Below are 18,604 nucleotides of genomic sequence, written 5' to 3'. Positions count from 1 at the left end.
CGGCTTCCTCAGTTCTCGAACAGTGTCCGGAACCGGCTCGGCTGCGAGCGCAGATACTGCTTCGGCGGCTTGACGCTGGCGCCGAGATGGGCGGCGGCGTGCCAGGGCCAGCGCGGCTCGTAGAGAATGCCACGCGCCAGCGCGACCATGTCGGCATCGCCGCCGGCGACGACCGCCTCGGCATGCTCGTAATCGGTGATCAGCCCGACGGCGATGGTCGGCACGCCCGTCGCCGCCTTGACCGCCCGGGCCAGCGGCACCTGGTAGCCCGGCGATAGCGCGATCTTTTGCGCAGCCGAGACCCCGCCGCTGGAGACATGGATGAAGCTGACGCCGCGCGCCTTCAGCACCTCGGAGAAGGCGACGGTCTGGCCGATGTCCCAGCCGCCCTCGACCCAGTCGGTCCCGGAGACGCGTACGCCGACCGGGATCGTGGCCGGGACCGCCTCGCGCACCGCACCGAACACCTCGAGCGGGAAGCGCATGCGGTTCTCCAGCGAGCCGCCATAGGCGTCGTCGCGCTGGTTCGCCAGCGGCGACAGGAATTGGTGCAGCAGATAGCCATGGGCGCAGTGCAGCTCGATCGCCTGCAGGCCGAGCCGCACCGCCCGGCGCGCCGTCGCGACGAAGGCTTCGCGGATCCGCTTCAAACCGGCGGCGTCGAGCGGCAGCGGCGGCCGGTCCTTGGCCTGCATCGGCAGGGCGGAGGGAGCGAGCGTCTGCCAGCCGCGATCCTCGAGCGGGCGCTGTCCGCCACCGGTCCAGGGCGAATGGACCGAGGCCTTGCGGCCGGCATGGCCGAGCTGGATGCCGACCGGCATGTCCGAATGGCGCCGGATGGCTTCGAGCACGCGCCCGAGCGCCGCTTCGTTGGCGTCGCTCCACAGGCCGAGATCGTCCGGGCTGATCCGCCCTTCCGGCTCGACCGCCGTCGCTTCGATGATCAGGAGTCCGGCGCCCGACAAGGAGAGGTTGCCGAGATGGATGAGATGCCAATCGGTGGCCGAGCCGTCTTCAGCCGAATACTGGCACATCGGCGCGATCACGACCCGGTTCGTCAGATGAAGGCCGCCGAGATCGAAGGGCTGGAAGAGCTGGCTTGGCATGGACGTCTCCGGACGGGCGGTTTTGGACCCGTATGATGGCGGCTCAGGGCGAGATCAGCCAGATCGCTAGCGGGAAGGTGAGGGCGGCTGCGGCGGTCGAGATCACGATCGCCGCCGCGATCGGGCGGCTGCCGGTGTCGAAGCGTTCGGAAATGACGAAGACATTGGCCGCGATCGGCAGCGCCGCATAGAGCACGCCGGCCTGGACCCAGAACGGGTCGAGCTTCAGCACCAGCGCCAGCACCGCCCAGGTCAGCAGGGGATGCAGGACGAGCTTGCCGGCAACCAGCGGCAGGACCCCGCGCAAAGGCAGCTTGCCTTCGCGACTCCATTGGAAGGCGGCGATCCCCAGCGCGAAGACGCCGACCGGCGCCGCCGAGGCGCCGAGGAAGAGCAGGAAACGGTCGACTGGCTCAGGCAACGCAATCCCGCTCAGCGACAAAGCGATGCCGGCCATGATCGAGAGCATGAACGGGTTGACGATCGTGCCCCGGACGAGCCTGAACGCGATCGCAAGGGGCGAGCCGCGTCCACGCCCGGCCTCGATCAGCCCGATCGAGAGCGGCACGATCAGGGCGGTGTCGCAGATCAGGCCGATCGCGAGCGGCGCTGCGGCGCTGTCGCCGAGGAAGGCGAGCATCAGCGGGAGGCCGAGGAAGGCGAAATTGCCGCCGACCAGGGCCTGCGCCCGAGACACGGCGTTGGGGAAGGGCAGGCCGAGCAGGCGACGCTGCAGCAGGATGGCGAGTCCGAGTACCCCGACCCCGATCAGGGCGAGCGCCGCGAAGAAGATGCCGTTCCAGAGTTCAGCGATCGGCTGGCGCGACATCACCCGCAACACCATCGCCGGCGTCGCCACCATGAAGGCGAAGGTGTTGAACACCCTGACCGCATCGGCGCTGAACATTCCGCGCCAGGCGGTGAAGGCGCCGAGCGCGATCACCGCGAAGAAGGGCGTGCTGGTGGCGAGGAATTGCAGCATGAGGGCACCGCGGCCCGCGAGCCGGACCGGTTGCCAGCGCTAGCAGATTTCGGGCCGCCGTGTGGTCCCGTTGCTGCCTAGTGGCCCTGCTTTTCCGGCAGGGCTGCCGGCTTCACGCCACTACCGCGCCAGGCCTTCAGCACCGGTTCGACGATGAAGTGCATGCCGACGAGGCAAAGCCCGCCGACAATGAGCCCGAACACGGCCGAGGCAGCCGCTGTCGTCAGCCATTCGAGCACGCCGGTCAGCGCCGGCCAGGCCTTCCCGACCACGACCGCGACATCATGGATGACATGCTCGATCCCGGCGAGCCCGTAGCCGGCGAGGCCGTGGATGATGATGCCGCCGCCGACCCAGAGCATCGCCGCGGTGCCAACCGCACTCAGCACTTTGAGGAAGGGCGGCATGCCGGCGACGAGGCCGCGCCCCAGCAGCCGGATCGGCAGGATGCCGCTGCGCGACAGGGCGACGCCGGCATCGTCGGCCTTCACGATCAGGGCGACGACGCCATAGACCAGGACCGTCATGCCGAGGCCGACCACTGCCAGCACCAGCGCCTGCATCCAGAAGGAGGAGGCGGTGATGGTGGAGAGCGTGATCGCCATGATTTCGGCCGAGAGGATGAAGTCGGTCTTGATCGCGCCGGCGATCTTCTGCTCCTCGAGCTGCTTGGCGTCGAGGATGTCGGTGCCGCCCTCGCCGGCAATTTCGTCGTGATGCGCATGCGGCACCGCGAGCTCGTAGACCTTCTCGAAGCCCTCGAAGCAGAGATAGGCGCCGCCGATCATCAGCAGCGGCGTGATAGCCCAGGGCGCGACGAGCGTCAGCACCAGCGCCGCCGGCAAGAGGAAGAGCAACTTGTTCTTGAGCGAGCCGAGCGCGATCTTCCAGATGATCGGCAATTCGCGTTCCGCCGCGAAGCCGACGGCGTAACGCGGCGTCACTGCCGCGTCGTCGATGACGATGCCGGCCGCCTTGGCGCCGGCCTTGGTCGCCTGTGCGGCGGCGTCGTCGAGCGTGGCCGCAGCGACCTTGGCCAGGGCTGCGACATCGTCGAGAAGGGCGAAGAGTCCCGAACTCATGGCGGTCTCCAGGCGAGGCCGCGGAGCGGGCGGCGCTGAGCTGATAGGCGATCCGGTTTGCCCTGATATGACAGCAGCGAGGCGCCCGCAGGCAAGCGGAAGCGGATGCGGGCTTGACTCTGGAGCCGTTTGGAGTCGTTTTATGCTAGGAACAAAAAGTGAACATTTATCCTGATGACCGAAGCCTCCACCCGTTCCCTCGCCGCCCTGCGGCAGAGCCTCGCTCTGGCGGGGCTGGCGCGCCAGCTGTCGCCAGTGGAGCGTGTCGCGTTCGGCGTACCTTCGCTGGACGAACCGCTGGGTGGTGGCCTGGCGCGCGCGGCTCTGCATGAGGTCTATGCCGCGGCCGGGGCCGATCTGCCCGCCGCCACAGGCTGCGCCGCGGCCTTGGCTTTGCGCGCTGCCGGAGCGCGGCCGGTGCTCTGGGTCCGGCAGGATTTCCTCGACGCCGAGGCCGGGCGGCTGCATCCGCCGGGCCTGGCCGAGCTCGGGCTCGATCCCGCGCAGATCGTGCTGGTGCGGGTCCGCGACGGCGAGGGGGCGCTGCGGGCCGGCGCAGAGGCGGCCCGCTGCGCCGCGCTCGGGGCGACCCTGATCGAGCCTTGGGGCGCACCGCGCCAGTTCGACCTCACCGCCAGCCGCCGCCTCGCCTTGGCGGCGGAGACCTCCGGCGTCCTGACCCTGCTGTTGCGGGTGGCGGCGCAGCCACAGCCTAGCGCCGCCAGCACGCGCTGGCAGGTGCGTGCCTTGCCGTCGCGGGCGCGGGAGGCGCAGGCGCCGGGCAATCCCGCCTTCGGATTGCGGCTGCTGCGCCATCGCGGCGGCCTTGGTGAGCGTGAGTGGCGTGTGGAGTGGAACCGTGACGAACGATGTTTCCGGGACAGGATCGGGAGCGAGGGAGGCAGCAAGAATGGAGCGGGATATGCCGCGCCGCTATCTCGCCCTCTGGTTTCCCTATCTGGCGAGCGAACGCCTTCGCCGGCGGGGCTCCGCCGGGCCGGATGAGCGCCCACTCGTCCTGGTCGAGAAGGATCGCGGTGCGCTGCGTCTCGCCGATTGCGACCAGCGCGCCTTCAAGCTCGGCCTGACCCGCGGCCTGACCCTGGCCGATGCCCGGGCCCGTATCCCCGAGCTGACCGTTGTCGAGACCGATCCTGCCGCCGACCAGCGCCTGATCGAATGGCTCGCCGCGCTCTGCGACCGCTTCACCCCGCTCGTCGCGCTCGATCCGCCGCATGGGCTCGTGCTCGACATCACCGGCTGCGCCCATCTCTTCGGCGGCGAGGCGGCGCTGCGCCAGCGCGTCGGCCGCAGCATGGATTGGCTCGGCCTCACCGTCTTTGCGAGCATCGCCGGCACGCCGCAGGCGGCGCGCGCCCTCTCCCGTTTCGGCCGCTGTGCCATCTCGCTGCCGGGCGAGGATGAGAAGCGGACGTTGCCGCTAGCGGTCTCCGCGTTGGAAGCTTCGTCCGAGACGGTGATCGCCTTGTCGCGCGCCGGGCTGAAGACGCTGGGCGATCTCGCCGGCCGCCCCTCGCACACGCTCGCCGCTCGCTTCGGCGAGGCGCTCGTCACGAAGCTGCGCCGCGTTCTCGGCCATGAGGATGCCCGGATCACGCCCCTGCGTCCGCCGCCCGATTGCGTGGTCGAGCGGCATTTCCCCGATCCTTTGCAGGATACTGACGGGCTTGAGGAGATCGTCGCCCGCCTGCTCGGCGAGGCCGGTCGCCTGCTCGAGGCGCGCGGCGAGGGCGGGCGTGCCTTCGAGGTCAGTTTCTTCCGCAGCGATGGCGCCGTGCGCCGGCTTCAGCTGGAGACCGGCCGGCCGTCGCGCGACGTTGCCGCGATCCTGCGGCTCTATCGCGAGCGGATCGACAGCCTGGCCGATCCGCTCGATCCGGGCTTCGGCTATGACGCGATCAGGCTTTCCGTGCCCGTCTGCGAGCCGCTCGGCACGCCGCAGGCGAGCCTCGACGGGCGCGCAGTCGAGGAGGAGGCGGTCGCCGATCTCGTCGATCGTCTTGTTACTCGCTTCGGCCGCGAGCGCGTCTTGCGCTTCGTCGCGCGGGACAGCCATCAGCCCGAGCAGGAGGCTGCGCTTGTCCCAGCCGCAGCTAGGTCGAACGAGGCGCTGCCCTGGCCCGTTGCCCAGCCAGACGAGCCGCCGGCTCGTCCGCTCCAGCTCTTCGAGCCACCGCAGCCGGTCGAGACCCTGGCCGAGGTGCCCGATGGCCCGCCTTTGCGTTTCCGCTGGCGCCGCGTGCTGCACGAGATCGCCCGCGCCGAGGGGCCGGAGCGGATCGCGCCGGACTGGTGGCGCGACGGACCGGGAGAACATACGCGCGATTATTATCGGGTGGAGGATGCGCAGGGGCGCCGCTTCTGGCTCTTCCGCGCCGGCCTCTATGGCCGCGAGACGACGGCGCCGCGCTGGTATCTGCACGGGCTGTTCGCATGACCGCCTATGCCGAACCCGTCGCCGCGACGAACTTCTCCTTCCTGCGCGGCGCCTCGCCCGGGCCGAACCTGGTGATGACCGCGCTGCTGCTCGGCCAGGCCGGTCTCGGCATCGCCGACCGCAACACCGTCGCCGGCGTGGTGCGGGCCTGGGCCGCGCTGCGCGACCTGCGCGAGGACGGCGTGCTCGCCCCCGAGAAGATCCGCGAGGGCGGCAGCCCGGGCGAATATATCTGGGTCGAGAACCCGGCCTTCGACGATCTGCCTTTCACCTTGTCGCAGCTCCAGGCGATGGCGAAGGCCTTCAAGCTTGCCACCGGCAGCCGCCTTGTCTTCGCCGACGGCACGCCCGACATCGTCGTCTATCCCGCCAACCGTGCGGGCTGGGGCCGGCTCTGCCGCCTGCTGACGACAGGCAATCTGAAGACGAAAACGAAGGGTGAGTGCATCCTTTCTCTCGACGACCTGCTGCACGATGCCCGCGACCTGCTGCTGATCGTCATGCCCGAGCGCCGTCTTGACGGTCTCTCCGACATCCTTGCCCGGCTCGATGCCGCCGCGCCCGGCGCGGTCTGGCTCGCTGCGACCATGTCGCGCCGCGGCGACGACGGCCGCCGCCTCGCCCGTCTCCGCAGCATCGCGGCGCCGACCCGCACCCCGCTGATCGCGACCAATGACGTGCTCTACGACGCACCCGAGCAGCGCGACCTGCAGGATTTGCTGACCTGCATCCGTGAGGGCACGACGATCGACAGGGCCGGCCGCCTGCTCGAGGCCAATGCCGAGCGCCATCTCAAGCCGCCGCAGGAGATGATGAGGCTCTTCCGCGAGGCGCCGGAGGCGATCGCAGAGACGCAGCATCTCTTCGGCCGCATCGACTTCGATCTCGAGGAGCTGAAATACGAGTATCCGGACGAGCCGGTCCCGCCGGGCTGGACGCCGCAGGGTTGGCTGGAGGAACTGGTGCGTCGGCGCCTGCCGATGCGCTATCCAGCCGGCATTCCGGAGAAGGTGCAAAGCCAGGTCGATGACGAGCTCGTCCTGATCGGCAAGCTCGACTACGCCCGCTACTTCCTGACCATCCGCCAGATCGTCGAATTCGCCGAAAGCCGGGGCATTCTCTGTCAGGGCCGGGGTTCGGCCGCCAACTCCGCTGTCTGCTACGCGCTCGGCATCACCTCCGTTGATCCGAACGAATACCAGTTGCTCTTTGCCCGCTTCATCTCCGAGCAAAGAAGCGAGCCGCCCGATATCGACGTCGATTTCGAACATGAGCGCCGCGAGGAGGTGATCCAGTGGATCTACGAGAAATACGGCCGCGAGCGCGCCGGCATCGCCGCGACGGTGATCCATTATCGGCCGCGCAGCGCCATGCGCGAGGCCGGCAAGGCGCTGGGGCTGACCGAGGACGTCACCGCCCGCCTCGCCTCGACGCAATGGGGCAGCTGGGGTTCCGACATAACCCGCACCCAGATCCGCCAGGCCGGGCTTGACCCCGACAATCCGGTGATCGCTCGGGCCGTGCGCTTTGCGGTGCGCCTGCTCGGCTTCCCGCGCCATCTCTCGCAGCATGTCGGCGGCTTTGTGCTGATGCGCGGCCGCCTCGACGAAACCGTGCCGATCGGCAATGCCGCGATGGACGACCGCACCTTCATCGAATGGGACCGTGACGACATCGACGCGCTTGGTTTGATGAAGGTCGACGTGCTCGCCTTGGGCATGCTGACCTGCATCCGCAAGGCTTTTGAGTTGATCGCGCACAGGGAGGGACAAAGCTACGCGTTGGCCGATATCAAGGACGGCGATGAGGCCACATACGACATGCTCTGCGAGGGCAAGTCGCTCGGCGTCTTCCAGGTCGAGAGCCGGGCGCAGATGAACATGCTGCCGCGCCTGAAGCCGCGAAAGCTCTACGATCTCGTCATCCAGGTCGCGATCGTCCGGCCCGGCCCGATCCAGGGAAACATGGTGCATCCCTATCTGAAGCGGCGGGCGGGCATCGAGCCGGTCGACTATCCTTCACCGGCGTCGCCGCATGATCCGAACGAACTCCGCAATGTCCTGAAACGTACCCTCGGCGTGCCGCTCTTCCAGGAGCAGGCGATGCAGCTCGCCATGACCGCGGCGAAGTTCACCGACCCCGAGGCCAACGGCTTGCGCCGCGCCATGGCGACTTTCCGGAATGTCGGCACCATCGGCCAATACGAGGCGATGATGGTCGAGCGCATGGTCGAGCGCGGCTATGAGCGCGATTTCGCCCAGCGTTGCTTCGAGCAGATCAAGGGTTTCGGCAGCTATGGCTTCCCCGAAAGCCACGCCGCCTCCTTCGCCAAGCTGGTCTATGTCTCCTCCTGGCTGAAATGTCATCACCCGGCGATCTTCGCCGCGGCGCTGCTGAACTCGCAGCCCATGGGCTTCTACGCACCGGCCCAGATCGTCCGGGAAGCGCAGGAGAATGGCGGCGTCGAGCCGCGCCCGATCGATGTGAACTCCAGCGCCTGGGACAATCTGCTGGAGCCAGGAGGGCCGGGCTGGAAAAGTCCCTGGGCGCTGCGCCTCGGCCTGCGCCAGCTCGACGGCTTCAGGGAGGATTGGGCGGAGCGTCTCGTCGAAGCCCGGACCGAGCCCTATCGCGATGTCGAGGAACTCGCTCGCCGTGCCCGCCTGCCGGCGCGCGCCATGCGCCTGCTCGCCGATGCCGATGCCTTCCGCTCGCTCGGGCTCGACCGGCGCGAGGCGCTCTGGGCGGTGCGCCGCCTGCCGGACGACGACGCCCTGCCGCTGTTCGAGGCGGCGCAGGCGCGCGAGCTCGGGGCGGAACGCACCATGGCGCTGCCGCTGATGCCGCTCGCCGAGCACATCGTCGCCGACTACCAGACGGCGCGGCTCTCTTTGAAGGGTCACCCCATGGGCCTGCTGCGCGCCCGCTTCGCCCGCGAGCGCGTCGCCAGCTGCGAGCAGATGTCAGGAATGCGGGATGGCGCTTGGGCCAGCGTCGCCGGCGTCGTGCTGGTGCGCCAGCGCCCGGGCAAGGGCAATGCCATCTTCATCACGCTGGAGGACGAGACCGGCATCACCAATGTCGTGCTCTGGGCCCGCGATTTCGAGCGCTTCCGCCGCGAGGTCATGGCGGCCCGGCTGCTGCTGGTCGAGGGCAGGGTGCAGAAGAGCCCGGAGGGCGTGATCCATCTGATGGCCAAGCGCGTCGTCGACCGCTCGGCCGAGCTGCTCGGCCTCTCCGACACGCACCGCGCCGAGATCGTGCTGACGCGCGCCGACGAGTTCAAGCACCCGCAGGCTCCGCGGGCCCGTCATCCCCGTAATGTCCGGATCCTGCCGAAATCGCGTGACTTCCATTGAGGTGAAGGCGTTGTCGTCATTGCGAGGAGCGCAAGCGACGAAGCAATCCAGGAAGGCGTAGAGCACTACGATACTGGATTGCTTCGCTGCGCTCGCAATGACGGTGCACGAAAAGCATCATAGAATCCGGGCATCGCACTGCAGGCCCAAGGAGACAGCCCATGGACATCATCCGCGCCGGAACCCGCCCGTCGACGAAAGGTCCGGGCGACTGGTTCAGCGGTACCGTCCGCATCGATCCGCTGTTCAATCCGCATGCACCCGAGCGCGTGCAGGGCGCCAGCGTCACCTTCGAGCCCGGCGCGCGCACGGCCTGGCACACTCATCCGCTCGGCCAGACGCTGGTCGTCACGGCCGGTTTCGGCCGGGTGCAGCGCTGGGGCGGGCCGGTCGAGGAGATCAGGCCGGGCGACGTCGTCTGGTTCCCGCCGGGTGAGAAGCACTGGCACGGCGCCGGGCCGCAGACGGCGATGACGCATATCGCCGTGCAGGAAGCCAAGGACGGCAAGGTCGTCGATTGGCTCGAGAAGGTCACCGACGCCGAATATGACGGCCGCGGCCCGGCGGTGATGTGAGGCCGGCAAGGGCCTTGAATATGAAAGGAAAAGGCGGCCCTCAGGCCGCCTTCTTGCCCGCCTCGAACGGGATCTCGATGTCGACGGCCAGCGTCGAGACCTGGGCGCCGCGCTCCATGCGGACGTTGACCTTCTCGTTGTCGACCTGCACGTGCCGAGCGATCACCTGCAGGATCTCGTCGCGCAATTTGGTGACGAGGTCGGAGCCCTCCGAGGACAGGCGCTCATGGGCGAGCAGGACCTGCAGGCGCTCGCGCGCGGCCGGGGCCGACTGCGGCCGGAAGAAGAGACGACGCAGGTTCATGCCGCTTTCCTCCCGAAGAACTTGCCGAAGAAGCCGCGCTTCTCGCCGGGGATGGTGACGGGGAGGCTCTCGCCCCGCAGGCGCCGCACCGCGTCGAAATAGGCCAGCGCCGGGGCGCTGCGCTCATCCGCCAGGGTGACGGGCGAGCCGATATTGGAGGCGCGCAGCACGTCCATGCTCTCGGGGATGATGCCGAGCAGCGGGATCGACAGGATTTCGAGGACGTCGTCGACCTTGAGCATGTCGCCGCGCTCGGCCCGGGCGGGGTCGTAGCGGGTGAGGAGCAGGTGCTTCTCGATGCGCTCGCCGGCCTCGGCCTTCGCCGTCTTGGAATCGAGCAGGCCGATGATCCGGTCGGAATCGCGCACCGAGGAGACTTCCGGATTGGTCACCACGATCGCGACGTCGGCATGGCGCATGGCGAGGGTGGCGCCGCGCTCGATGCCGGCCGGGCTGTCGCAGATCACCCAGTCGAAATGCGTCCGGAGCGCGCCGACGACCTTCTCGACGCCCTCGGCGGTAAGGTTGTCCTTGTCGCGCGTCTGCGAGGCCGGCAGCAGATAGAGCGATTCCAGCCGTTTGTCGCGGATCAGCGCCTGCGTCAGCTTGGCCTCGCCCTGGATCACGTTGACGAGGTCGTAGACCACGCGGCGCTCGGCGCCCATGACGAGGTCGAGATTGCGCAGGCCGACGTCGAAGTCGACGACCACGACCTTGTCGCCGTTCTGCGCCAGGGCTGCGCCGAGGGCGGCCGAGGAGGTCGTCTTGCCGACGCCGCCCTTGCCCGATGTGACCACGATGACCTTGCCCATTGACCTCTCCTAGTTCCTGGGGACGCGCCGTCTGTCGATTTAAGCCATTGATCCGGCGGTGAAGGTCTCGCCGTCGAGCCAGAATTGGGCGGGCTTGCCGCGCAGGCCGGGTTCGAGCTCCTCGGCCGTCTTGTAGAAGCCGTCGATGGCGACCATTTCGGCCTCCAGCTTGCGGCAGAAGATGCGCGCTGCGGCATTGCCGAGCGTGCCGGCCATCGCCCGGCCGCGCAGCGTGCCGTAGATATGGATCGAGCCGCCGGCGATGACCTCGGCACCGGAGGCGACCGAGCCGAGAATGGTGATGTCGCCCTCGGTGAAGATGGACTGCCCGGAGCGCACCGGCTGGGTGACGACCAGCGAGGCCGGGACGCCGGCGGTGGGCAGCGGTGCCGCCGGTATCTCTGCCGCGCTCTCGACCGGGGCGGGAGCAGGGGTCTCATTGACCGGAGCCGCCGCCGCCGGCTCCTCGATGTCCCCGGTCGCCTTGCCGCCCGACATGGCCGGCGGCAGGTCGGCCCCCAGCATGGAGGGTCGAGCGCCCTCGATGCCCATGATCCGGACATTGCGCGTGCCGAGCTTGCCGACGAGGTCGCGCAACTGGGCGCGGTCGATCTCCAGCCCTTCGACGTCCAGCACGACCGGCCGCCGCAGGAAGAAGCCGGCCGAGCGGCCGGCGAGATCGTCGAGCCGCACCAGCCAGTCCTCGAAGGGCAGCTCGGGCGTCAGCGTCAACGCGAGATAGGAACGCCCCTTGAGGCGGATCGGCCGGGGTTGGGTTAACACGGCGGTCATCTTGGTAAATTTTCGGTTCCCCAGATGTAGGAATCGAATGGTTAACGAGCGGTAAATCCCAAGGCTGCCTGCTGGGAACAATGCTCGACCAGATGCCGAGGGTGACTGCAAAATCATTTATTATCAATGCGATACAATATTAGCCGCGCTGGAGGTGAAGTTGTGAGCGGCGGGGCGTGCAGTTGCGGAAGCGCGTGCGGGCGCCTGAGCGCAAATGCACGCGCAACTGCGGCTCGCATTCGCTCAAAGGGCGGATGGTCTTTGTTAATGCTAAATTTTGTCCGGCGCTCGGCTATGCCGGACGATGGATCCTGAGGCCGCGCACCGAACCGAATCGTGCGATTCGATCAGCTCAGCTGTTCGGGCGAGCGCTCGATTCGAAGCGTGGCTGTCCGCCGCCGAATGGATTGACTCCAATGAGCGCTCGCTCTAGGATCATGCACGATCCAAGATATAGGATGCAGGACGTTGAACGGAGCGCGCAGGATCGAGCGGGTCGTGCTCGGCGACCAGGTCTATGAGGCGATCAAGGAGCGCATCCTCGACCAGGCCTATGCGCCGGGCGAGAAGCTCAATGTCGATGCCCTGGCGCGCGAGCTTCAGGTCTCCTCGACGCCGATCCGCGAGGCGCTGGCGCGGCTCGTCGCCGAGGGGCTGGTCAGGGCCGAGCCCTTCATCGGCTTCGCCACGGCGCCGCTACCGGACCAGCGCTATTACGAGGACGTCTACAGCTTCCGCGGCGTGATCGAGCCCTGGGCGGCGGCCGAGGCGGCCAGGCGCCAGCCCGGCCCGGATGTCATCCAGGCACTGCGCGATGCGGTTGCGGTCATGATGGCGGGCGAGCCCGCGCGCGAATACCGCAGCCATCGCGGCTTCACCGAGGGTGACGACCGCTTCCACCGCATCATCCTGCAGGCTGCCGGCAACCAGGTCGCGCTCAAGAGCTATGATGACCTGCGCTTCCACCTGCACATCTCGCGGCTCTACCTGACGCGCGAGCAGGATGTCGGCCTGACCCATCAGGAGCATTTCCGCATCGTCGATGCGCTCGAAGCGGGCGATCCGGATGCCGCAAGCCAGGCGATGCGCCTGCATCTCGAAGGTTCCTACGAGCGGCTGATCAAATAGCCGCAACAGCCCCGAGGCCGAAAACGGCCCGGTTCACCATCAGGGAGGACAAGCATGATCTTGAGACGTATCGCCGCCGCGGCCTTGCTCGCCGGCAGCCTCATCGCCAGCGCGGCGCAGGCCCAGACACTGCGCTTCGGCCACGCCAACACCACCGCCGAGATCGCCGGCGAGCTCTTCCAGGAGTTTGCCGAGCGGGTGAACAAGGGTACCGGCGGCGCCGTCACCATCCGCGTCTTCCCGGCCGAGCAGCTCGGCAAGGAGGTCGATCTCTTCAAGCAGGTCAAGGAAGGCGCGCTCGACCTCTCAGCGCCCTCGATGGCGGCGGCGTCCTCGCTGGTTCCGGCGCTGGAGATCCCGAGCGCGCCTTTCCTCTGGAAGGACTGGACCGAGGCTGAAGCCGTCATCCGCTCCGACGCCTTCGATCCGATCTTCGACGAGCTGCGCGACAAGCACAACATCGTGCCTGTGACCCGCATCTGGTACTGGGGCTGGCGCAACATGACGACGCTCGACCGCGCCGTGAAGAAGCCGGAAGACCTGCAGGGCCTCAAGATCCGCGTGCCGGAGAGCCCGGTCTGGGTCGAGATGATCAAGGCCTATGGCGCGGCGCCGACGCCGGTGCCCTTCGGCGAAGTCTACACCGCGCTCCAGCAGAAGACGGTCGACGGCCAGGAGAACCCGATCCCGACGATCTTCTCGCGCAAGTTCTACGAGGTGTAGGGCTTCGTCGCGATGACCAAGCACATGCTCCAGAACAATATGATCGTCATCAACAAGGACAGCCTCGCCAGGCTGAAGCCCGAGCATCGCGAGGTGCTGTTCGCCGAAGCCGCCCGCGCCTCGGCGATGAACACCTATCTCCAGCAGAAGCGCGAGGCCTCGATGCTGGAGGACATCCGCAAGTCCGGTCGCTCCAAGATCGTCGAGGATGTCGATCGCGATGCCTTCGCCGCCAAGTCCAAGGTCGTCGCCACCGCGATGGAAGGGCGCTGGGGCAAGGCCCATCTCGACCGTGTGCTCGCCTCGATCGACAAGCAGCGCCAGCGCTAGTCCGCAGCGATGACCGGCCTCACCCTGATCCGGCGGCTCGACGATTGGTCGAGCCGTGTGGAGGACGTCGCCCTGGCGCTCCTCCACGCCGCCATCGCGACGCTGGTCTGCGCGGCCGTCGTCTTCCGCTATGTGCTGAGCGATCCGCTGACCTGGTCGGAGGAGCTCATCCTGCTGCTCTTCGCCTGGATGGTCTTCCTCGGCATCGCCAATGCCTTCCACGCCCGCACCCACATCATCATCGACGTGATCGTGATGTTCGCGCCGCGCTGGCTCGCCCGCGCTTTCGGCCTGCTCGCCTTCCTGGCGACGGCAGTGGTGCTGGGCACGCTGACCGTCTTCTCCTGGCGCTATCTCCAGCGCGAAATGCCGAACCTGACGCCGATGCTCGGCATCTCCGCCGGCTGGATGATCGCGCCGCTTTTCGTGGGCAGCGTGCTTTCGCTGCTGCACCTCCTGCGCAACCTGCTGGATGAGGGGCCCGCCGGGGCGCTCTGGTCCGACATCACGACGCGCGAGTAGCGGCCATGGTGACCTTGCTCCTCGGCGCCTTCGCCCTGCTCATCGTCGTCGGCACGCCGATCTGGATCGCCATGGCAGGCTCGGCCCTGCTGGTGATCTTCATGGAGGGCATCCCGCTCACCGTGGCGGCGCAGCGCATCGTCGCTGGCGTGCAGTCTTTCCCGCTGCTGGCGATCCCGCTCTTCACGCTCGCGGGATCGCTGATGAACGCGTCGGGCATCTCCGAGCGGCTGTTCAGCTTCACCAAGGCGCTGGTCGGCCATATCCGCGGCGGCCCGGCGCATACCCTCGTCGTCGGCGAGGTCTTCCTCTCCGGCATCTCCGGTTCCTCCGTCGCCGACACCGCCGCGGCGGCGCGGGTCTTCGTGCCGCAGCTCGAGAAGCTGGGTTATCCGCGCGCCTTCGGCGCGGCGCTCGCGGCGGTCGCCGGCACGCTCGGGCCGATCATCCCACCCTCGATCCTGATGGTGGTCTATGCCTGGCAGGCCAACATCTCGCTGGGCAGCCTGTTCGTCGCCGGCATCATTCCCGGCCTCGTCATGGCCGGCTGCATCATGGCGACCATCGCCATCATGGCGCTGAAGCGCGACTTCCGCCCGGCCGGAGCCTTCTCGCTGGCCAATCTCTGGACGGAGTTCAGATACGCTTCGCTCGCGCTGCTGATGCCGGTGCTGATCATCGTCGGCTTCCGCGCCGGGCTCTTCACCGCGACCGAGATCGCCGGCGTCGCCGCCGCCTATTCGCTGGTCGTCGGCATGCTGATCTATCGCACGATCCGTCTCGCCGATCTGCCGGCGATCCTGGTCGGCACGGCACGCGAGACGGCGGTCATCCTCGCCATCGTCGCGGCGGCCTCGCCCTTCAGCTGGATCCTCGCCGTCGACCAGGCGCCCCAGCTCGTCACCGACTTCATGAAGTCGATCTCGACCGACCCGCTGGTCGTGCTGCTGATCCTTAACATCGCCCTGCTGATCGCCGGCATGTTCATGGAGACGATCGCCATCATGATCATCCTGGTGCCGATCCTCTTGCCGCTGCTGAGCTCGTTGCAGATCGACCTCGTGCATTTCGGCATCGTGCTCTTGGTCAACCTCGTCATCGGCCAGGTCACGCCGCCGGTCGGGGTGCTCTGCTTCGTCGCCATGGCGATCACCCGCGAGAAGCTTGGGCCGCTGTTCCGCGAGCTCTGGCCCTTCCTGATCGCGCTGATCGTCGCCCTCGCCATCATCACCTATGTGCCCGCGCTCAGCCTGTGGCTGCCCCGTGTCGCAGGCTTCTGAGGAATTGCTCATGACCAAAATTACCGAAGTCGAGATCGTCGAGTTCTCGTTCAAGGCCAGGAATCTCGGGCCGTCCGCCGATAACGCGCGCGCCGTCTACAATATCGGCTACAAGCCGAATTCAGAGCTGCAACTGACCAAGTTCGCCGTCGTCATCCGCAGCGAGGACGGCGCCGAAGGGCAATATGTCATGCATTGGGGCGGCACCCGCGCCACCATGGCGCAGACGCTCTTGCTCGCGCCCAACATCCTCGGCCGCAATCCGGATCACCGCGAGGAGATCTGGAACGACATGAAGCGGGAGCTGCGCCAGCATGACGGCATGGGCATCGGGCCGATCGACATCGCGCTCTGGGACCTCGCCGGCAAGCGCTTCGGCGCCTCGGTCTCGCAGCTGCTCGGCGGCTTCAGGTCGAAGCTCAAGACCTATGCCTCGACCTATCACGGCGACCGCAATGGCGGGCTCGACAGCAAGGAGGCCTTCGTCGATTTCGCCGAGGCCTGCTACGATCTCGGCTACCGCGCCTTCAAGGTCCATGGCTGGCATGATGGCGATGCGCGCGAGGAAGCCGCTAACGTCCTGCATGTCGCCAAGGCGGTCGGCGACCGCATGACCCTGATGCTCGACCCGGCCAACGAACTCAGGACCTTCGCCGACGCGCTCTATGTCGGGCGCGCCTGCGACGAGGGCAATTACTTCTGGTACGAGGACCCGATGCGCGATTGCGGCGTCTCGGCCTTCGCCCACAAGAAGCTGCGCGAGATGCTGAAGACGCCGATCCTCCAGACCGAATATCTGCGCGGCTTCGAGCCCAAGGCCGATTTCCTGATCAATGGTGGCACCGACGCGCTGCGCTCCGATCCGGAATACGATCTCGGCATCACCGGCGCGATGAAGATCGCCCATCTCGCCGAGGCCTTCGGCGTCGATGTCGAGATCCATGCCTGCGGCCCGGCCCACCGCCACTGCATGGCGGCGACCCGCAATACCAATTTCTATGAGCTCGCGCTGGTCGGGCCCGATTGCCCGAACGCGGTGCCGCCGGTCTATGCCTGCGGCTACAGCGACCAGCTCGATGGCGTCGACAGGGATGGCTGCTTCCCGGTCCCGACCGGCCCCGGGCTCGGCGTCACCTATGACTGGGACTACATTCGCGCCCATGAGACGGCGCGGGAGGTGTTCAGGCTGTAGGTCACCGCAGAGCGACTGTGCATTCGGGCGGTGGCGTCGAGGCTGCTCAGGCCAGCCAGCCGGGCAGCCGCGGCGGCGCGGAGCCTGTCAGCGCGGCCTCGATGCAATCGCCGAGCGTGCCCAGCCGCACGGTGCAGCCGGAGAGCCCGGGGCCGTAATGGGCGTATTTGCCGGAGTCGGTCAGGATGATCTTGGCCGTCTCCGGGAATACCGGGCGGGTGATCGAGCACCAGCACAGATCCGACACGATCTCGACGCCGCTCCGCCGGAGCTGCTCCGCCGTTCCGTCGGCTTGCGCCGCTTCTGCCGCGTTCCGCGCGGTGGTGATGATGACGGAGAGACCCTTGGCAAGCGGGCGGCCGCCGAGCCGTTCGGCGACGGCCCGGCATTCGTCGAGCGAGGCATGCGGGCTGCCGATGGCGACGAGATCGATCTGCGATGGTCCGGCGTTGAGCTTCCTCCAGCCGGCTGCGAGGTCCTCGCGCGTGATGACGATCACGTCCTCGGGGCTGCCGCCGAGGCTGCCGGCTTCCGGGGTAACGCCCGCGATATGCAGCATGGCGGCGGCGGACGTCGTACCGAAGGCGGCGCAGAGCGCCTTGAGCTCGTCTTGCGTCGGCTGCGCCTTTTCGAGGCCCGTGATCAGCGGGATTCGGTCAGGGGAGGCCAGGCCCGCAAGATAGCCGATCAGGGGCCAGGCCGAGGAATCGGCTCCTTCCGACAGCTCGATCCGGACCGCACGACGAGCACACCGGCCCTCGTCGAGAAAGGCTCCGGCGCGCGGCGCGCGGCCGGTGACGGCAATGCAGAAATCCAGGAAGTCGGGGTGCTTCGCGGTCCGGGCTCCGAGCACCGAATTGGCGAAGATCACTGCATTCGATTCAGACCAGCCGATCATCTCGCCGAACTCCGGCGGGTCCGGCAGCGCATAGGGCGCACAGGTGAAACTCGCCCGGCAGCCCATGCGCACATAGGCATCGGCGAGGCGCGCCGCAGGCTCGCCGAATTCCGGCGCGACGCCTTGGCGGCGCCAGTTCGCGTGATCGACCGAGATCGCGTTCATCGTCGTCGGGATGCGGACGCGTGCTCCCAGCGCCTCCATTTTTTCGGCGAAGACAAGGTTGGCCGGGCCGGCATAGATGCAGCCGTCGACATGGGCGCGCGTCACGTCGACGAGCTCGCTCGCGCCTTGCTGCCGGGCCATGGCACAGAGGATGCGCATGGCCTGCTGGGCAGCGATCCCCTCGTTCCCGTCGAGCATGCGGCGATCGGCGGCTGACAACCTCATATCATCGCGGACTGCGGCAGAGAGCTGGATCGACAAATGTCCGTCCTCCGCCCGTATGGCCTCCGGCGTGATCCTTGCCTCTTTCGCGGAGGACAGAGCGGCAAAAGCTTCCCGTGAGAGGCGAATGACCGGGATACGGCGTCCGAACATCTCCGCAGCGACGATCGCGCCAAGCGTCAGCGTGTCCTCCGGGCCGGCGAAGACCAAGGCCGCGGGGTTTTTGCCTGAGAGCGCGAGCTCCAGCAGCACGCCTGAGCCCGAACAGGAGCCCCGGCTGGTCGGCATCATCACAACCGCGCCGGCGAGCGCGGCGCCGTGCGAGGGGTGGTGGATATCGATGACCGTGCTCGTCGCGGGATCGACACCGCCCCAGAAGCTCAACGGCTCCGTCATCACGATGATCGGCCCGGCTGCGCTGCCGGGAAGGATCGCGATCCCGTCGTCCTGTGGTGCGGCTGTATTCATGTCGTTGATCAACGCGGCGCGATCTGATCTGTTACGGGCTTTGTAACATCAGAACGGGCGCAAGCCCCGCATCGTCAAGGCCCCAACGATGTCAACGGGAAGGGCTGGTGCTGCGAGAGAGGATTGAACTCTCGACCTCTCCATTACCAATGGAGTGCTCTACCACTGAGCTACCGCAGCAGGACCGGGATATGCTGGCGTTTCAG

General features: G+C 67.6%; 15 protein-coding genes, 1 tRNA gene and 1 pseudogene. 9 read left to right on the top strand and 8 right to left on the bottom strand.

Translation table 11 applies throughout. The features are described 5' to 3' along the window. Positions 1 to 8: 8 nt before the first annotated feature. The 3 genes from BMZ69_RS03755 to BMZ69_RS03745 form a co-directional block, all read right to left on the bottom strand. Positions 9 to 1,106, bottom strand: coding sequence for an NADH:flavin oxidoreductase/NADH oxidase (locus tag BMZ69_RS03755; RefSeq protein WP_092155001.1), 1,098 nt, complete (start codon positions 1,104 to 1,106; stop codon positions 9 to 11). 43 nt (positions 1,107 to 1,149) lie between these two features. Then, complete coding sequence (locus BMZ69_RS03750; protein ID WP_092154999.1) at positions 1,150 to 2,088, bottom strand: AEC family transporter; 939 nt, start codon at positions 2,086 to 2,088, stop codon at positions 1,150 to 1,152. A gap of 77 nt (positions 2,089 to 2,165) precedes the next feature. Next, on the bottom strand, positions 2,166 to 3,170 hold the full coding sequence (locus BMZ69_RS03745) for a DUF808 domain-containing protein (RefSeq protein WP_092154997.1): 1,005 nt from the start codon (positions 3,168 to 3,170) through the stop codon (positions 2,166 to 2,168). 174 nt (positions 3,171 to 3,344) lie between these two features. Between BMZ69_RS03745 and BMZ69_RS03740 the strand changes: the two genes are divergently transcribed. The 4 genes from BMZ69_RS03740 (at position 3,345) to BMZ69_RS03725 (ending at position 9,562) form a co-directional block, all read left to right on the top strand. Continuing rightward, the gene (locus BMZ69_RS03740; protein ID WP_210187986.1) at positions 3,345 to 4,175 is read left to right on the top strand and encodes an ImuA family protein; all 831 of its coding nucleotides are present in this window, start codon (positions 3,345 to 3,347) and stop codon (positions 4,173 to 4,175) included. After that, the gene (locus BMZ69_RS03735) at positions 4,093 to 5,628 is read left to right on the top strand and encodes a Y-family DNA polymerase (protein ID WP_092154995.1); all 1,536 of its coding nucleotides are present in this window, start codon (positions 4,093 to 4,095) and stop codon (positions 5,626 to 5,628) included. Before BMZ69_RS03740 ends, BMZ69_RS03735 begins: the two co-directional genes overlap by 83 nt. Continuing rightward, the gene (locus BMZ69_RS03730; RefSeq protein ID WP_092154993.1) at positions 5,625 to 8,987 is read left to right on the top strand and encodes an error-prone DNA polymerase; all 3,363 of its coding nucleotides are present in this window, start codon (positions 5,625 to 5,627) and stop codon (positions 8,985 to 8,987) included. Before BMZ69_RS03735 ends, BMZ69_RS03730 begins: the two co-directional genes overlap by 4 nt. 161 nt (positions 8,988 to 9,148) lie before the next feature. Continuing rightward, positions 9,149 to 9,562: a (R)-mandelonitrile lyase gene (locus tag BMZ69_RS03725; protein ID WP_092154991.1), complete on the top strand. Its 414-nt coding sequence runs from the start codon at positions 9,149 to 9,151 to the stop codon at positions 9,560 to 9,562. A gap of 40 nt (positions 9,563 to 9,602) precedes the next feature. Here the strand turns inward: BMZ69_RS03725 and minE are convergent, their stop codons facing one another. From minE to minC, 3 genes are read right to left on the bottom strand one after another with little or no spacing between them, the layout of a single operon-like run. Beyond that, positions 9,603 to 9,866 carry a cell division topological specificity factor MinE gene (gene minE / locus BMZ69_RS03720; RefSeq protein WP_092154989.1) on the bottom strand — a complete coding sequence of 88 codons (264 nt, stop codon included), beginning with the start codon at positions 9,864 to 9,866 and terminating at the stop codon, positions 9,603 to 9,605. After that, positions 9,863 to 10,678, bottom strand: a complete 816-nt coding sequence (minD, locus tag BMZ69_RS03715) for a septum site-determining protein MinD (RefSeq protein ID WP_092154987.1) — start codon at positions 10,676 to 10,678, stop codon at positions 9,863 to 9,865. The genes minE and minD overlap by 4 nt, the downstream gene beginning before the upstream one ends. A gap of 39 nt (positions 10,679 to 10,717) precedes the next feature. Next, a complete protein-coding gene (gene minC, locus BMZ69_RS03710; RefSeq protein WP_092154985.1) occupies positions 10,718 to 11,470 on the bottom strand; it encodes a septum site-determining protein MinC in 753 nt (250 codons plus the stop codon). A gap of 468 nt (positions 11,471 to 11,938) precedes the next feature. On the opposite strand from minC, the gene BMZ69_RS03705 reads away from it, so the two are divergent. The 5 genes and pseudogenes from BMZ69_RS03705 to BMZ69_RS03685 all read left to right on the top strand — a co-directional run bounded on the left by BMZ69_RS03705 (position 11,939) and on the right by BMZ69_RS03685 (position 16,645). Further along, the gene (locus BMZ69_RS03705) at positions 11,939 to 12,598 is read left to right on the top strand and encodes a GntR family transcriptional regulator (RefSeq protein WP_092154983.1); all 660 of its coding nucleotides are present in this window, start codon (positions 11,939 to 11,941) and stop codon (positions 12,596 to 12,598) included. A 54-nt stretch (positions 12,599 to 12,652) separates the two neighbouring features. After that, positions 12,653 to 13,651: pseudogene (locus BMZ69_RS03700) on the top strand (TRAP transporter substrate-binding protein). A 9-nt stretch (positions 13,652 to 13,660) separates the two neighbouring features. Beyond that, the gene (locus tag BMZ69_RS03695) at positions 13,661 to 14,173 is read left to right on the top strand and encodes a TRAP transporter small permease (protein ID WP_092154981.1); all 513 of its coding nucleotides are present in this window, start codon (positions 13,661 to 13,663) and stop codon (positions 14,171 to 14,173) included. A gap of 5 nt (positions 14,174 to 14,178) precedes the next feature. Continuing rightward, positions 14,179 to 15,453 carry a TRAP transporter large permease gene (locus BMZ69_RS03690; RefSeq protein ID WP_244543195.1) on the top strand — a complete coding sequence of 425 codons (1,275 nt, stop codon included), beginning with the start codon at positions 14,179 to 14,181 and terminating at the stop codon, positions 15,451 to 15,453. A 10-nt stretch (positions 15,454 to 15,463) separates the two neighbouring features. Next, complete coding sequence (locus tag BMZ69_RS03685; protein ID WP_092154979.1) at positions 15,464 to 16,645, top strand: enolase C-terminal domain-like protein; 1,182 nt, start codon at positions 15,464 to 15,466, stop codon at positions 16,643 to 16,645. A 46-nt stretch (positions 16,646 to 16,691) separates the two neighbouring features. Here BMZ69_RS03685 and BMZ69_RS03680 read toward each other — a convergent pair whose 3' ends face one another. Together BMZ69_RS03680 and BMZ69_RS03675 are read right to left on the bottom strand one after the other, a co-directional pair. Then, positions 16,692 to 18,398: a cis-3-hydroxy-L-proline dehydratase gene (locus tag BMZ69_RS03680; RefSeq protein ID WP_092154977.1), complete on the bottom strand. Its 1,707-nt coding sequence runs from the start codon at positions 18,396 to 18,398 to the stop codon at positions 16,692 to 16,694. 105 nt (positions 18,399 to 18,503) lie between these two features. Then, positions 18,504 to 18,578: transfer RNA gene (locus BMZ69_RS03675), tRNA-Thr, on the bottom strand. Positions 18,579 to 18,604: the final 26 nt, after the last annotated feature.

The sequence above is a fragment of the Allobosea sp. CRIB-10 genome (genome assembly GCF_900112185.1).
Classification (GTDB): Bacteria; Pseudomonadota; Alphaproteobacteria; order Rhizobiales; family Beijerinckiaceae; genus Allobosea.
Note: the sequence above shows the minus strand (reverse complement) of the source record. Positions and strands in the feature narration are given on the sequence as shown.

Excerpts from the sequence above, each read along its gene's own strand:
- BMZ69_RS03695 (WP_092154981.1), top strand. The coding sequence starts at position 13,661 with ATGACCGGCCTCACCCTGATCCGGCGGCTCGACGATTGGTCGAGCCGT.
- BMZ69_RS03685 (WP_092154979.1), top strand. The coding sequence starts at position 15,464 with ATGACCAAAATTACCGAAGTCGAGATCGTCGAGTTCTCGTTCAAGGCC.
- minD (WP_092154987.1), bottom strand. The coding sequence starts at position 10,678 with ATGGGCAAGGTCATCGTGGTCACATCGGGCAAGGGCGGCGTCGGCAAG.
- BMZ69_RS03755 (WP_092155001.1), bottom strand. The coding sequence starts at position 1,106 with ATGCCAAGCCAGCTCTTCCAGCCCTTCGATCTCGGCGGCCTTCATCTG.
- BMZ69_RS03690 (WP_244543195.1), top strand. The coding sequence starts at position 14,179 with ATGGTGACCTTGCTCCTCGGCGCCTTCGCCCTGCTCATCGTCGTCGGC.
- minE (WP_092154989.1), bottom strand. The coding sequence starts at position 9,866 with ATGAACCTGCGTCGTCTCTTCTTCCGGCCGCAGTCGGCCCCGGCCGCG.
- BMZ69_RS03725 (WP_092154991.1), top strand. The coding sequence starts at position 9,149 with ATGGACATCATCCGCGCCGGAACCCGCCCGTCGACGAAAGGTCCGGGC.
- BMZ69_RS03680 (WP_092154977.1), bottom strand. The coding sequence starts at position 18,398 with ATGAATACAGCCGCACCACAGGACGACGGGATCGCGATCCTTCCCGGC.
- BMZ69_RS03750 (WP_092154999.1), bottom strand. The coding sequence starts at position 2,088 with ATGCTGCAATTCCTCGCCACCAGCACGCCCTTCTTCGCGGTGATCGCG.
- BMZ69_RS03735 (WP_092154995.1), top strand. The coding sequence starts at position 4,093 with ATGCCGCGCCGCTATCTCGCCCTCTGGTTTCCCTATCTGGCGAGCGAA.
- BMZ69_RS03730 (WP_092154993.1), top strand. The coding sequence starts at position 5,625 with ATGACCGCCTATGCCGAACCCGTCGCCGCGACGAACTTCTCCTTCCTG.
- BMZ69_RS03740 (WP_210187986.1), top strand. The coding sequence starts at position 3,345 with ATGACCGAAGCCTCCACCCGTTCCCTCGCCGCCCTGCGGCAGAGCCTC.
- minC (WP_092154985.1), bottom strand. The coding sequence starts at position 11,470 with ATGACCGCCGTGTTAACCCAACCCCGGCCGATCCGCCTCAAGGGGCGT.
- BMZ69_RS03745 (WP_092154997.1), bottom strand. The coding sequence starts at position 3,170 with ATGAGTTCGGGACTCTTCGCCCTTCTCGACGATGTCGCAGCCCTGGCC.